This window comes from Corynebacterium wankanglinii (assembly GCF_013601005.1).
In the GTDB taxonomy this organism is placed as follows: Bacteria; Actinomycetota; Actinomycetes; order Mycobacteriales; family Mycobacteriaceae; genus Corynebacterium; species Corynebacterium wankanglinii.
This window is the reverse complement of record NZ_JABFED010000002.1, coordinates 66,640-80,022: the sequence shown is the minus strand read 5'-3', so window position 1 is coordinate 80,022 and position 13,383 is coordinate 66,640. Positions and strand designations below refer to the sequence as shown.

12 protein-coding genes are annotated in these 13,383 nt (G+C 64.3%); 10 read left to right on the top strand and 2 right to left on the bottom strand.

Annotation, left to right across the window (positions count from 1 at the left end; all coding sequences use genetic code 11):
- Positions 1-5 precede the first annotated feature (5 nt).
- Positions 6-1,058 carry a YncE family protein gene (locus HMA55_RS03345; RefSeq protein WP_257802265.1) on the bottom strand — a complete coding sequence of 351 codons (1,053 nt, stop codon included), beginning with the start codon at positions 1,056-1,058 and terminating at the stop codon, positions 6-8.
- 70 nt (positions 1,059-1,128) lie between these two features.
- On the opposite strand from HMA55_RS03345, the gene HMA55_RS03340 reads away from it, so the two are divergent.
- From HMA55_RS03340 to HMA55_RS03310, 7 genes are all read left to right on the top strand, one after another.
- Positions 1,129-1,974, top strand: a complete 846-nt coding sequence (locus HMA55_RS03340) for an undecaprenyl-diphosphate phosphatase (RefSeq protein WP_181191666.1) — start codon at positions 1,129-1,131, stop codon at positions 1,972-1,974.
- A gap of 24 nt (positions 1,975-1,998) precedes the next feature.
- Positions 1,999-3,213, top strand: a complete 1,215-nt coding sequence (gene mshC, locus HMA55_RS03335; RefSeq protein WP_181191665.1) for a cysteine--1-D-myo-inosityl 2-amino-2-deoxy-alpha-D-glucopyranoside ligase — start codon at positions 1,999-2,001, stop codon at positions 3,211-3,213.
- 24 nt (positions 3,214-3,237) lie between these two features.
- Entirely contained in the window at positions 3,238-3,636 is a 399-nt protein-coding gene (locus HMA55_RS03330; protein ID WP_181191664.1) for a hypothetical protein, read from the top strand.
- On the top strand, positions 3,605-4,291 hold the full coding sequence (locus HMA55_RS03325; protein ID WP_374680592.1) for an HAD family hydrolase: 687 nt from the start codon (positions 3,605-3,607) through the stop codon (positions 4,289-4,291). The genes HMA55_RS03330 and HMA55_RS03325 overlap by 32 nt, the downstream gene beginning before the upstream one ends.
- A gap of 59 nt (positions 4,292-4,350) precedes the next feature.
- Positions 4,351-5,814 carry an aspartate ammonia-lyase gene (gene aspA / locus HMA55_RS03320; protein ID WP_181191663.1) on the top strand — a complete coding sequence of 488 codons (1,464 nt, stop codon included), beginning with the start codon at positions 4,351-4,353 and terminating at the stop codon, positions 5,812-5,814.
- Between the two features lie 125 nt (positions 5,815-5,939).
- Positions 5,940-7,247: an anaerobic C4-dicarboxylate transporter gene (locus HMA55_RS03315; protein ID WP_181191662.1), complete on the top strand. Its 1,308-nt coding sequence runs from the start codon at positions 5,940-5,942 to the stop codon at positions 7,245-7,247.
- A gap of 5 nt (positions 7,248-7,252) precedes the next feature.
- On the top strand, positions 7,253-8,920 hold the full coding sequence (locus tag HMA55_RS03310; RefSeq protein ID WP_181191661.1) for a formate--tetrahydrofolate ligase: 1,668 nt from the start codon (positions 7,253-7,255) through the stop codon (positions 8,918-8,920).
- Here the strand turns inward: HMA55_RS03310 and HMA55_RS03305 are convergent.
- Positions 8,912-9,748 (bottom strand): RecB family exonuclease, encoded by an 837-nt coding sequence (locus tag HMA55_RS03305; RefSeq protein WP_181191660.1) that lies wholly within the window; start codon positions 9,746-9,748, stop codon positions 8,912-8,914. The two genes, HMA55_RS03310 and HMA55_RS03305, sit on opposite strands and share 9 nt — an antisense overlap.
- A gap of 26 nt (positions 9,749-9,774) precedes the next feature.
- Between HMA55_RS03305 and HMA55_RS03300 the strand changes: the two genes are divergently transcribed.
- The 3 genes from HMA55_RS03300 to arc are packed head-to-tail and all read left to right on the top strand — an operon-like array spanning position 9,775 to position 13,372.
- Positions 9,775-10,974, top strand: a complete 1,200-nt coding sequence (locus HMA55_RS03300) for a M18 family aminopeptidase (protein WP_181191659.1) — start codon at positions 9,775-9,777, stop codon at positions 10,972-10,974.
- Between the two features lie 15 nt (positions 10,975-10,989).
- Entirely contained in the window at positions 10,990-11,823 is an 834-nt protein-coding gene (locus HMA55_RS03295; protein WP_181191658.1) for a tRNA (adenine-N1)-methyltransferase, read from the top strand.
- Positions 11,824-11,851: 28 nt separating this feature from the next.
- On the top strand, positions 11,852-13,372 hold the full coding sequence (gene arc, locus HMA55_RS03290; protein ID WP_181191657.1) for a proteasome ATPase: 1,521 nt from the start codon (positions 11,852-11,854) through the stop codon (positions 13,370-13,372).
- Positions 13,373-13,383 lie beyond the last annotated feature (11 nt).

Genomic DNA, 13,383 nt, shown 5'->3' with positions numbered 1-13,383 from the left:
ATCTCCTATTTGCTCTCGGTTTGGTCGGCGGGGGAGACGATCTGGATGCCGTCACCGGATGCGGAGGCGGCGACCACGGTGCCGTCGTCAAGCGTAATGATGCTCTGGGCATCTGCGACGGTGGCGAAGTGCTTACGTTTCATCGGAATGCCTTGAGAGATGTCGTATCCGGTGGCGGTGTTGCTGGCCAGCGAGCTAATCCAAGCGAGGCGCTGCGCTGAGTCCCACGCCGCGTCCCAGGGTCCCTCCGGCACGGGCGCAGATTGCTGGAGGCGGATGATGTCGTCGGTGGTGTAGACGTGGATCTGGTTGCCGGTGGAGTCCGCGGCCAGCACCAGCCCGTGCTCGCCGCCGCGCACCTTCCCCACGCCTAGGCCCACGCGAAGGGTGCCGCCTTGGCGCGAGCCGTTCCAGTCGATGTCCTGGATGGTGGTGTCGAAGCGGTTGGTACGTACCACGGAATCGCGCTGGCCGTCCACCTGCACCGCCTCAAGCTGGTCGGTTTCGCGTGCGACGTCGATGGTGTCTTTCAACTCGCCGCCGTCGAATACCCAAACCTTGCGTTCAGTGTCGCTGCCTGCGAGCACCTCGCCTGACGACGCCACAGTGGCCACCGTGACCGGCTGATCCGTGGAGATCGTTTCTTCGCGCTGCCCGAACAGCTTGATTTCCCCGTCGCAGGCGACCGCGAAGGTGCCTGCGTTGGCGGAGGCCTCGCCGCAGGAGGCATCCAGCTCGTGGCGTGCGGCCTTGCCCTGCGCGATCTCTTCCAGTGTGCCGATGGTCAGAGCGTTGTCCGTGCGCACGCCGATGCGGCCGTCGGTGATGTCGAGATCGCGCACCGGCTCGGAGTCCACTACGGTGCCCGCCGGGTCCGAAGATTGCGGGGATTGCACAGGCGTAGCGCTGCCCATGTTCGCGGCCGCCTCACCGCCGGCTTCCTCGATTTTGGCGGAGGGGGACGCGCTGCAGGCGCTCAAGGCCAAGACAGCCGCGACTGCGCCGTAAGCCGCGGCGAAGCGGAGGTGGGAACTGGGGGCAGACAGACGAGCATTCACAAGGCCAAAGCCTAGCAACGCGCCCGCTACGTACCACGATGGCTAAGCAGGCGGGGTAGTGTCTTTCGCCATGACTGATCCCGCCACCACCATGTCCTGGGTTCAGGTGATCGTCCTGTCCATCGTCCAGGGCCTCACCGAGTTTTTGCCAGTATCTTCCTCGGGCCACCTGCGCATCGTCTCCCAGTTGTTCTGGGGTGAAGACGCCGGCGCCAGCTTCACCGCCGTGATCCAACTGGGCACCGAGCTGGCCGTGCTGGTGTTCTTTGCCAAAGACATCTGGCGCATCCTCTCCGCCTGGTTCTCCGGCCTTGCGGACAAATCGAAGCGCGGCTTCGATTACCGCATGGGGTGGATGGTCATCGTGGGCACGATCCCGGTTGGCATCGCCGGCGTGCTGCTGAAAGACCTGATCCGGGAGAATTTCCGCAACCTCTGGGTCACCGCGGCGGTGCTGATTCTCTTCTCCTTCGTGTTCATCCTCGCGGAGCGCTCCGGGAAGAAGACCCGTGGGTTTGAAGAGCTGACTATGAAAGACGCGGTTGTGATGGGGCTGTGGCAGTGCCTGGCGCTTATCCCGGGTGTATCGCGCTCCGGTGGCACCATCTCCGGCGGCCTGTTCCGCAACCTCGACCGCGAGGTGGCCACACGGTTTTCTTTCCTGCTGGCCATTCCGGCGGTGCTCGCTTCGGGGCTGTTCTCGTTGCCGGACGCCTTCGACCCACAGGCCGGTCAAGCTGCGACCGGCTTGCAACTGCTTATCGGCGCGGGCATCGGGTTTGTGGTCGGCTACATCTCGATCGCGTGGCTGCTGAAGTTCGTGTCCAACCACTCGTTCGCGTGGTTCGCTGCCTACCGCATCCCGCTGGGGCTCGAAGTCATGGTGCTGCTCGGCACCGGTGTCATGGCTGCGTAGCCAGGTAGCTGTAGGGTTGTCCGCATGCATGCTTGGCCCGACCCGTCCGTACCCGCAGTCGCCGGCACCCCGGTGGCGCTGAAGCTCTACGACACCGCCGATCAGCGCGTCAAGGAAGTAGACACCACCCCGGATGCGAACGGGGAGGTGGGGATGTACGTCTGCGGCATCACCCCGTACGACTCCACCCACCTCGGCCACGCCGCAACCTACCTCACCTTCGACCTGGCGCAACGCCAGCTCATCGCCAACGGCCACAGCGTCCACTACGTGCAAAACATCACCGACGTGGACGACCCGCTGTTCGAGCGCGCAGAGCGCGACGGCGTGGATTGGCGGGAGCTGGGTGCCAGCCAAATCGACCTGTTCCGCAGCGACATGGAGATCCTCTCCGTCATCCCGCCAAGGGATTATGTGGGCGCCATGGAGTCCGTGGACGAAGTAATCGAGATGGTGCAGCAGCTGCTCGATTCGGGAGCGGCCTACACGCTCGACCACGGCGACATCTACGCTTCCATCGACGCCACCGAGCAGTTCGGATACGAATCCAACTTGGATCGCGCCGCCATGGAGGAGTTCTTCGCCGAGCGTGGCGGCGACCCTGAGCGTGCGGGGAAACGCGATCGGTTGGATGCGCTTATTTGGCGCGGCCACCGTGAGGGCGAGCCTGCCTGGGAGTCCCCCTTCGGCCCGGGGCGGCCCGGTTGGCACGTGGAGTGCTCCGCTATCGCCACCAACCGTCTAGGGGCACACTTCGCTATCCAGGGCGGCGGGTCCGACCTGGCCTTCCCGCACCACGAGTTTTCGGCCGCTCACGCCGAGGCGTCACTGCACGTTGAGCGCATGGCCGGCCACTATGTCCACGCCGGGATGATCGCGCTGGACGGGGTGAAGATGTCCAAATCTCTCGGCAACCTCGTATTCGTGCACAAACTCACCGAGGCAGGCCACGACCCCTCAGCAATCCGTCTCGCGGTGTTCGCGGGCCACTACCGCTCGGACCGAGATTTCTCCGACCCGATCCTCACCGAGGCGGAGGCGCGCCTTGCCCGCTGGCGCGAACAGCTCCCGCAAGAGGTCAGTGAGGCGCAGGCGACGGAAGTCGTCGATAAGCTTCGCGCAATTCTTGCTGACGATCTCAACACCCCGGAGGCACTGTCTCTTATCGACGGCGTGACCGGAGACCACAACCAGATCATCGCTACCGCGCTCGACGGCCTCCTCGGCGTGCGGATTTAGCGCTGCTCCAGCACAATGGGGCGCATGAGCGCAGCTGCCGACAGTTCGATCCGGGCGCAATTCCAGCCCGAGGTCGATGAATTCATCGACGACCTGACTACATTTGCGACCGGCTCGTATCTCCAGGAGGACGACAAGGACCTCTGGGAGGAGCCCTTCGACCCGAAGGTGTTGCCGGATCTGAAGCAGATCCTCGAGATGTTCCTGGACGCGTTGGATCTATTGGGCGACGACCCGGAGGGGGAGGCGCTGGCAAAAGTGGTGGCACCGTTCTACGTGAACCTCGAGGAATTCAACGAGCGTCACGCGAATGCGGTGCTTGAACCCGAGGAGAAGGCCGGCATCGAAACGCTTGTGTTCCGCGCCGCCGCCGCCACGGGCGCCACCGATGATGCTCTCAACGAGCTCCCGGAACTTGAGTAGCCCCGCGGCCGTCCTGTGGGACATGGACGGCACCCTCATTGACACGGAGCCGCTGTGGGGGCAGGCCACCTACGAGCTCGGTGAGCTGCTCGGACGGCCGCTGACGCCGGAGGTGCGGGCGAAAACCGTCGGCGGCAGTTTTCCGGACACGCTACGCATTGTTGCCGACTGGGCGGGCTATGAGCTTGTCGACGGCGACCTGGAGCGCTACCGCACATGGATGTTCGGGCGCATGGCTGAGATGTTCGCCAGCGGCATCGAACTCAACCCTGGCATTGCAGGCGTGCTGGATTCTCTCGCTGAACGGGCTACGCCGATGTTCGTGTGCACGAACACCGCCCGGGTGCTGGCGGACCCGTGCATCGACGCGATCGGGCGCAACGTATTCGCCGGCACAATCGCCGGCGATGAGGTGGCCAACCCCAAACCCGCCCCGGATATGTACCTCGAGGCCGCCCGACGCGCCGGTACGGAGCCGGGGGAGTGTCTTGTCGTTGAAGATTCCTGGCACGGGATGACCGCCGGTGCGGCTGCGGGATGCGTGGTGCTGGGTTTGGCGGACACCGTTCCAGAGGGGGTGGTCCGGTTCAATCCGAACTCCTTCGTGGGCGCGGGCGCCGTTGACGTGGACGGTTGGTTTTCTGCAGCTCGATAGGCATAAACGGGGGTACGGGATCGTCGTCGCAAAGCTCGGTTCTCCGTATAGTGGCGCTTATGAATACACGCATCGAAGAAGACCTCCTCGGTACCGCCGAGGTTCCCGCCGACGTCTACTACGGCATCCACGCGCTTCGCGCCGTGGACAATTTCCACATCTCCGCCAGCACCATCAACGACTTCCCGGAGTTCATCCGCGGAATGGTCCAGGTGAAGAAAGCCACAGCGATTGCCAACCGTCGCCTGCACGCGCTGCCCAAAGACAAAGCCGAGGCAATCGTGGCAGCCTGCGACAAGATCCTGGACGAGGGCGTGTGCATGGACCAGTTCCCGATCGACGTGTTTCAGGGCGGCGCGGGCACCTCGGTGAACATGAACACCAATGAGGTGGTTGCTAACCTCGCGCTCGAGCTGATCGGGCGGGAGAAGGGCGATTACGAAGTGATCAACCCGAACGACGACGTGAACATGTCCCAGTCCACCAACGACGCGTACCCGTCCGGGTTCCGCCTCGGGGTGTACTACGCGGTGCAGAACTTGCTGAGTGAGCTGGATGAGCTGCAGAAGGCGATGCGGGCGAAGGGTGACGAGTTCGCCGACATCATCAAGATGGGTCGCACCCAGCTGCAGGACGCCGTTCCGATGACCCTGGGCCAGGAGTTCACCGCATTCGGTGCGAACCTGGCTGAAGAGCAGCGCACCATTAGCTCTGCGGCGGATTCGCTTCTGGAAATTAACTTAGGTGCCACGGCGATCGGCACCGGGATCAACACCCCGAACGGCTACCGCGATCAGGTCGTCTCCGCCCTGCGCGAGGTCACGGGCCTGGATATCCAAGCCTCCCCGGACCTGATCGAGGCGACGTCGGACACCGGCGGCTACGTGATGATGCACGGTGCCATCAAGCGCGCCGCGATGAAGCTGTCCAAGATCTGCAACGACCTACGCCTGCTGTCCTCGGGCCCGCGCGCGGGTCTCAACGAGATCAACCTGCCGGAGCGTCAGGCCGGTTCCTCGATCATGCCGGCGAAGGTCAACCCGGTCATTCCCGAGGTGGTCAACCAGGTCTGCTTCAAGGTCTTCGGCAACGATGTGACCGTGTCTATGGCCGCCGAGGCCGGGCAGCTGCAGCTCAACGTGATGGAGCCGGTCATCGCGCAATCCCTGTTCGAGTCCATCCGCCTGCTCACCAACGCGGCGAAGACGCTGCGCGAGAAGTGTGTCGTGGGTATCACCGCGAACAAAGAGGTGTGCGAGGCGTACGTGACGAACTCCATTGGCATCGTGACCTACCTGAACCCGGTGATTGGGCACCACAACGGCGATCTCATCGGGCGCGAGGCGGCTGAGACCGGCAAGAGCGTGTATGACCTGGTGCTGGAGAAGGGCCTCATCGACGAAGAGGACCTGAAGAAGCTGCTGAGCAAGGAAAACCTCATGCACCCGGAGTACCGCGGCAAACTCTACGTTGACGACGAGCCGGGCCTGGTTGACAACGGGGAGCTCCCCGCCGGCGAATAACGCCCCCACATAGCGGGTGTGGCATAGGCAGGTAGCCAATGTCACACCCGCTGCATTTCTGTTTGGGTGGGGCACGGGCGGATAATTGGGATGACTAAATTCCCTGCCTGAAGGAGTGTTCGGAGATGCTTGCCGTCCACATCATCATCCTGCTTGGGGCGATCGTTCTGGGCGCCCGTATGGGCTCCATCGCGATCGGGTTCGCTGGGGGCCTCGGTGTGCTCCTCCTCGGCGCTACCGGGATTCCGGTGAGCGCCGACGCCATTCCATTCGATGTCATCGGGATCATCATGTGCGTCATCGCGGCGATCTCCGCGATGCAGCTCGCCGGTGGCATGGAGTACCTGGTGGATTTGGCGGAGCGGTTCCTCCGCCGCAACCCGAAGCGCATCACCGTGTATGCGCCGATTGTTACCTGGCTCATGACCGTGCTCGCCGGTACCGGGCACACGGCGTTTTCTACCATGCCCGTGATTGTGGAGGTGGCGAAGGAAGGCGGCGTGCGCCCCTCCCGGCCGTTGTCGGCGGCGGTTATCGCCTCCCAGATGGCTATCGTCGCCTCACCTATTTCCGCCGCGGTGGTGTTCATGGCGTCCGCGCTTGAACCGTTAGGGGTGGGCTACCTCCAGCTCCTCGCGGTGATGCTTCCTGCAACGTTCCTGGCTATCTTCCCGATGGCGTGGGTCGCCAACAAGGTAGGGCCGGATCTGGGCGACGATCCCGTCTACAAGAAGCGGTTGGCCGAAGGTCTCGTCGCAAAGCCTGGTGAGCGCTCCGACTACGAGGCTCCGGCAGGCGCGAAAGCCTCGGTAGGTATCTTCCTCGCCGCGATCGTGGTGGTCATGGTCTACGCCACGCTGATCTCGGACCAGGTGGGACTGGTGCAAAACCCGACCATCCCGCGCAACGAGGCAATCATGGCGATCATGCTCGCCGCCGCAGCAGCAATCGTGCTGGTCACCCGCACCAGCGCAGCGGAGATCCTGAACACCCAGGTGTTCCGCTCTGGCATGTCGGCGAGTGTGTGCGTGCTAGGTGTGGCATGGCTGGGCACGACGTTTATCAACTACTACATCGATGACATCCAAAGCATCGCTGGCGACGTGCTTACCGCGCAGCCGTGGCTGCTGGCAGTGGTGCTGTTCGTAGCAGCTTCGCTGTTGTACTCGCAGGCCGCGACGGCAAAGGCCCTCATCCCGGCCGCACTCGCCATCGGTGTCAGCCCCTTGACCGCGCTGGCGGCGTTCCCCGCAGTCTCGGCGCTATTCGTGCTTCCTACGTACCCGACGTTGCTGGCTGCGGTGGAGATGGACGACACGGGCTCTACCCGGATTGGCAAATACGTGTTCAACCACCCGTTCCTGGTTCCCGGTGTGGTCTGCATCTTTGTCAGCGTGATTCTGGGTTACGCCATCGGGGCCGTTGTAGTGTGAGACACATGACTGCTCAACCGTTGACTGACGTCGAAATCGCCCAAGCCCACCAACTGGCCCCCATTACAGAGATCGCCTCAACGGCGGGGGTCAGTGACGACGCCCTGATCCCGTACGGCAAGTACATGGCCAAGGTGGACATCACCCAGGCGCCGTCGAACACCCCCGGAAAATTGGTCGTGGTCACCGGTGTCTCCCCGACGCCTGCTGGCGAGGGCAAATCCACCATGCTCATCGGCTTGACTGATGCGCTGGCGAAGCTGGGCAAAAACGCCATGGTGGCGCTGCGCGAGCCGTCGCTTGGCCCCGTGATGGGCATCAAAGGCGGCGCCGCTGGCGGCGGATACTCCCAGGTGGTCCCGATGGAGCAGATCAACCTGCACTTCACGGGCGACTTCCACGCGATCACCAGCGCTAACAACACGCTGGCAGCGCTGATTGACAACCACATCCACCAAGGCAACTCCCTCGGCATCGACCCGCGTCGCGTGACGTGGCAGCGCTGCTTGGATGTCAACGACCGTGCCCTGCGCAATGTGGTCACCGGCCTCGGCGGTCCGGCGCACGGCGTGCCGGCAGAGACAGGGTTCACTATCACCGCAGCGTCCGAAATCATGGCCATCCTGGGCTTGGCCACCGACTTAGAGGACTTGAAGCAGCGCCTGGCGAACATCACCATTGGCCTGACGTATGACAAGAAGCCCGTGACCGCAGGTGACCTGGGCGCTGAAGGCGCCATGGCCGCGCTGCTCAAGGACGCCGTCAACCCGAACCTGGTGCAGACGCTCGGCGGCACACCGGCATTCATCCACGGCGGCCCCTTCGCGAACATTGCCCACGGCTGCAACACGCTCATTGCCACCCGCACCGCGCAGCAGTACGCCGACATCGTCCTCACCGAGGCGGGCTTCGGCTCCGACCTGGGTGCAGAGAAGTTCTTCGACATCAAGGCCCGCTACGGCGACCTGGACGTCGCCGGGGCAGTGATCGTTGCCACGATCCGCTCCATCAAGCACAACGCGGGCGTGGCCAAGGCAGACCTCGCCGATGAAAACGCCGGTGCGCTCGAAGAAGGCATCGTCAACCTCGAGCGCCATGTGGAAAACGTGCGGAAGTTTGGCGTGACTCCCGTCGTCGCGCTCAACCGCTTCACCTCAGACTCCGCTGCGGAGTTGGAGTTCGTGCATAACTGGGCGAAGGCCAAGGGGATCGCTCTGGCCGAGGCAGACGTCTGGGCTAAGGGCGGCGACGGAGCCACCGAGCTGGCTCAGACGCTCCTGGACAACCTCACTGAGGGCACCTCGCACCCGCTATACGACCCGGCGGAGGGCGTTGAGCGCTCCATCGAGACCATCGCGAAGGAGATCTACCGGGCGGAAGACGTGCAGTACTCCGCCGCGGCACTGAAGGACCTGCAGACGCTGAAGGATAACGGCTTCGATTCGCTGCCGGTGTGCATCTCCAAGACCCAGTACTCGTTCTCGGATGACCCCACCCAGCTGGGCGCTCCGACCGGCCACACGCTGCATGTGCGCAACCTCATCCCGCGCACGGGCGCAGGGTTCGTTCTCGTGCTCACTGGCGACGTGATGACGATGCCGGGGCTGCCAAAGCAACCGGCAGCCAATAACATCGACGTTGACGCAAACGGCGTGATCAGCGGCCTATTCTAAGCCGCCATCTGGCTCCGGCGAGGATTCTCTTTCCGCCCGCGACCCCGGCCACCCGGGGTACGGCGGGGGAGTGCCACCAAAGACGGGGCAGAGCGACTGAAACGCGCACCAGCCGCACAGTTTGGACTGTTGCGGGCGGAATGTGCCAGCCTTACCATCGGCCTCGATCTTCCACCACAGCTCCGCTAAATCGCGTTCGAAGTATTCTAGCTCCTCGCGCGAGGGGGTGAGGATCATTGAATCCATCACCTTCAGATACATCAGCTTGAGCTGCGTGGGTACCACGCCGAACAGCCGCCAGTACACCAGCGCGTAAAACCGCATCTGGAACTGCGCGTCCTGCGAATAGCGCAGCTGGGGCTTCTTCCCAGTTTTGTAGTCGACTACGCGCACCTCGCCGGTGGGCGCGATATCCACCCGGTCAATGAAGCCTCGGACGGGAACGCCATTCGGCAGCGTGAAATCCACCGGCATCTCTTGGGCGTGGGCGTCGAAGCGGAGCGGGTTTTCCATGGTGAAGTACCCGCGCAGCAGCGTGCGGGAATCCACCAGCAGCTGGTACTCGTCCGCCACCGGTTCGGCGCAGCCGGGTTCTTCCTCCCGCATCTTCTCCCAGTGCGGCCTGAGCCGCTTCACCGCTGCCGGATAGGTGCGCTGCTCACGCGGCCACGTGAACATCTCTTCCAGCACAGCGTGCACCAGGGTGCCCTTTACCTGAGCCTCCGTGGATGGCTCCGGGATTTTATCGATGGCGCGCAGCCTGTACTGCAGTGGACAGCGCCTGTAGTCGGAGGCGCGGGACGGGGAAATAGCTATGGGGCGAGTCATGGTGCACAACATCATAGAGTGGAGCCATGACACGAGCTTTCATCGATTTTCTCGCCCAGAGTCCGTCCGCGTTCCACGCCGCCGAGACAGTCGCTGCGAGGCTTCAGGCTGAGGGCTTTTCGCTTGACGACGACGCGCACGCCCCCGGCGGCCACCTCGTTGTGCGCGATGGCGCTGTGGTTGCGTGGTGGGTGCCGGAACACGCCCGGCCTCGGTTCAGGGTGGTGGGCTCGCACACTGATTCTCCCGGCCTGATGGCAAAGCCGGACCCGGATGTGGTGCGGGAAGGCTTCCGCCAGGTAGCAGTGGAGGTGTACGGCGGGCCGATCCTGGCCAGCTGGTTTGACCGTGACCTCACCTTCGCTGGCCGCGTGGTCACCGCGGATCGCACCGAGCACCTGGTCAACACCGGCCCTGTCGCGCGCGTGCCCAACCTGGCTATCCACCTCTACCGCGGCGACATGCCGGAGATAGACCGCCAGGTGCACACCCAGCCGATTCTCGGCGTGGATCGGCCGCTGCTCGAGCTGGCGGCGGAATCCGCGGGCATTGCCGCAGACGACATCGTCGCCCACGAGCTCATCACCGCGGACGCTCAGCGAGGCGAGGTCATCGGCGACGTGCTCGCGGCCGGCCGCCTGGACAACCTGACCAGCGTGTGGGCGTCGATGGAAGCCATGCTGGCTGCGAAAGACGACGCCGAGGACATCCTGGTGCTGGCCGCGTTCAACCACGAGGAGGTCGGTTCTGCCTCCACCGCGGGCGCGGGCGGGCCCCTGCTGGAGCGGGTGCTCAACCGCGTCGCCGCCGAGTTCGGCGAGCCGGCCGAGATCATCGCAGATTCCATCCAGGTCTCCGCAGACGCGGCCCACGCGGTGCACCCCAATTACCCGGGCAAGCATGACCCCACGCACCACCCGCTGCTGAACAAGGGCCCGGTGCTCAAGGTCAACGCCAACCAGCGCTACGCCTCCAACGCCGCCACGGAGACGGAGTGGATCCTGGCGTGTCGCGCAGCGGGCGTGCCGCACCAGACCTTCGTGGGCAACAACGCCGTGCCCTGCGGGTCCACCATCGGACCAATCTCCTCGACGCGGCTTGGGCTGCCCACCGTCGATGTCGGCGTTCCCTTGCTGTCCATGCACTCCGCGCGCGAGCTGTGCGGGCTCGAGGACATGGACTATTTCGTGCGCGCGCTTGCGGCTTTTTACGCGGGCGCGCGGTAGGGCATACTAACCGCCATGTATTCGGGACCGTTCCAGCCAGGCGATAAGGTGCAGCTCACCGACGCGAAGCGCCGCCACTTCACCATCGAGCTCAAAGAAGGCGGGCAGTTCCACTCGCACAAAGGCATCGTCCACCACGACGACATCATCGGCGCCGACGAAGGCTCCGTGGTGAAGTCCACGCTGGGATCGGACTACCTGTGCTTCCGCCACCTGCTGGTGGACCATGTGCTCTCCATGCCGCGCGGAGCCGCGGTGATTTACCCGAAGGATGCCGCACAGATCCTTGTCGAAGGCGACATCTTCATGGGCGCGCGCGTGCTTGAGGCCGGCGCCGGCTCCGGCGCGCTGACCATGTCGCTGTTGCGTGCCGTCGGACCTGAAGGCCATGTGTACTCGTACGAAATCCGCGATGACCACCTGGCGTTTGCCAAAGACAACGTCGCCGACTACTTCGGCGGCGAGCCAAGCTGGTGGACCCCGCGCCTGGGCGATTTCGGCGAGGTCACCCCGGAGGACTTGGACGGCCAGGTGGACCGCGTCATCCTGGACATGGTGGAGCCCTGGCACTTCATAGACACGGTGAAAAACGTGCTCATCCCGGGCGGGGTGTTCATGACGTACGTGGCCACCGTGCCGCAGCTGATGAACATCATGGAGGCCATCCGCGAGGCGAAGTGCTTCACGGAGCCGCGTGCATGGGAAACCCTGCTGCGCGAGTGGAAGGTCGAGGGCTTGGCTACCCGCCCGGAGCACCGCATGAACGCGCACACGGCATTCCTCGTGTGGACGCGCCGGCTTGCGGACGGGGTCACGCCGCCGCGGCCGCAGCGCAAAGCTCGTCGATAAGCAACCAGTCCTATGTAGGCTCAAGCACATGCCTACTGTCCACGACGATGCCTTCGGCCCGGAGCTGCGCGACCTTCAACGCAAGAACCGCGAGCTCAGTTCGCGCAACGAGAAGCTCGCTGAGCTGCTGAAAACCAGTCGCGACAAGCTCAACGACCTGTACGCGAAGGTCGAGGAGCTGGGCGAGCCCGCATCGACGTACGGCATCTTTCTTGCCCCGGCCGCGCGCAGCGGGGAGGCGGAGGTGCACACCTCGGGCCGCCGCATGCGGTTGAAGGTTTCGCCCCTGGTGGACCCATCCGAGCTCGTTCCCGGCACGATGGTGCGCCTGGGGGAGGGCACTATTGTGGTAGAGACCTGCGGTTTCGACCCCACCGGCCAGCTGGTCACCATGATCGAACGCGTCGGGGATGACCGCGCCATCGTGGCCGACCAGCATGGCGCAGAGTCTTTGGTCCTACTCGCAGAGCCGCTGCGGGCGGCAGCGCGCGCGGGCGACACGGTGCTAGTCAACGCCTCTGCCGGGTACGCGTTCGAGCGTATCGCGAAGACCGAGGTCAACCAGCTGTCCCTGGACGAGGTCCCCGACGTCACATACGCGGATATTGGCGGGCTGTCGTCCCAGATCGAGACGATCAAGGATTCCGTGGAGCTGCCGTTTTCCCACCCGGAGCTTTACCAGGCCTACGACCTGCGCCCGCCGAAAGGCCTGTTGCTGTACGGCCCGCCTGGCTGCGGCAAGACGCTCATTGCGAAAGCTGTTGCAAACTCACTTTCCCAGCGCATCGGTGATGGGGGACAGGCCCACTTCATCAACGTCAAGGGCCCGGAGCTGCTGAACAAATTCGTCGGCGAGACGGAGCGACGCATCCGACTGATCTTCGAGCGCGCACGCGAACTCGCCGCCAGCGGCAACCCGGTGATCGTGTTCTTCGACGAGATGGAGTCGATCTTCCGCACCCGCGGATCGGGGGTGTCCTCCGACATGGAGACCACGGTGGTCCCGCAGCTGCTTACCGAGATCGACGGCGTGGAAGACATTGCCAACGTCATCGTCATCGGTGCGACCAACCGCGAGGAGCTCATTGACCCGGCGATCTTGCGTCCCGGCCGCCTCGACATCAAGATCCGCGTCTCCCGGCCGAATAGGGACGAGGCGAAGGACATCCTCACGCGCTACATCACGAGCGCAGTGCCGCTGGCGGCCCCGCGCGAGGTGCTTATCGACGCGGCCGCGGACGCCATGTTTGCCCCGCGGCCCTTCGTGCGCCTGGAGCTTGTCGACGGAGCCGAGGAAGTGCTGCACTATTCCGACTTCGTCTCCGGTGCGATGATCGCCAACGTGGTGGACCGCGCCAAGAAGCTGGCCATCAAGGACCACCTCTCAGGCGTGTCTACCGCCGGCCTGACGGAGGAGCACCTTCGCCAGGCGGTGCGCGCTGAGCAGGATGAGAGCGAGGACATGCCGAACACGGCGAACCCCGACGAGTGGGCGCGGATTACCGGCCGCCATGGCAAGCGCGTCGTCGCCGCGGAGGTTATCGGATAGCGGATCACTGC

Excerpts from the sequence above, each read along its gene's own strand:
- HMA55_RS03340 (WP_181191666.1), top strand. The coding sequence starts at position 1,129 with ATGACTGATCCCGCCACCACCATGTCCTGGGTTCAGGTGATCGTCCTG.
- mshC (WP_181191665.1), top strand. The coding sequence starts at position 1,999 with ATGCATGCTTGGCCCGACCCGTCCGTACCCGCAGTCGCCGGCACCCCG.
- HMA55_RS03330 (WP_181191664.1), top strand. The coding sequence starts at position 3,238 with ATGAGCGCAGCTGCCGACAGTTCGATCCGGGCGCAATTCCAGCCCGAG.
- HMA55_RS03325 (WP_374680592.1), top strand. The coding sequence starts at position 3,605 with ATGCTCTCAACGAGCTCCCGGAACTTGAGTAGCCCCGCGGCCGTCCTG.
- aspA (WP_181191663.1), top strand. The coding sequence starts at position 4,351 with ATGAATACACGCATCGAAGAAGACCTCCTCGGTACCGCCGAGGTTCCC.
- HMA55_RS03315 (WP_181191662.1), top strand. The coding sequence starts at position 5,940 with ATGCTTGCCGTCCACATCATCATCCTGCTTGGGGCGATCGTTCTGGGC.
- HMA55_RS03310 (WP_181191661.1), top strand. The coding sequence starts at position 7,253 with ATGACTGCTCAACCGTTGACTGACGTCGAAATCGCCCAAGCCCACCAA.
- HMA55_RS03305 (WP_181191660.1), bottom strand. The coding sequence starts at position 9,748 with ATGACTCGCCCCATAGCTATTTCCCCGTCCCGCGCCTCCGACTACAGG.
- HMA55_RS03300 (WP_181191659.1), top strand. The coding sequence starts at position 9,775 with ATGACACGAGCTTTCATCGATTTTCTCGCCCAGAGTCCGTCCGCGTTC.
- HMA55_RS03295 (WP_181191658.1), top strand. The coding sequence starts at position 10,990 with ATGTATTCGGGACCGTTCCAGCCAGGCGATAAGGTGCAGCTCACCGAC.
- arc (WP_181191657.1), top strand. The coding sequence starts at position 11,852 with ATGCCTACTGTCCACGACGATGCCTTCGGCCCGGAGCTGCGCGACCTT.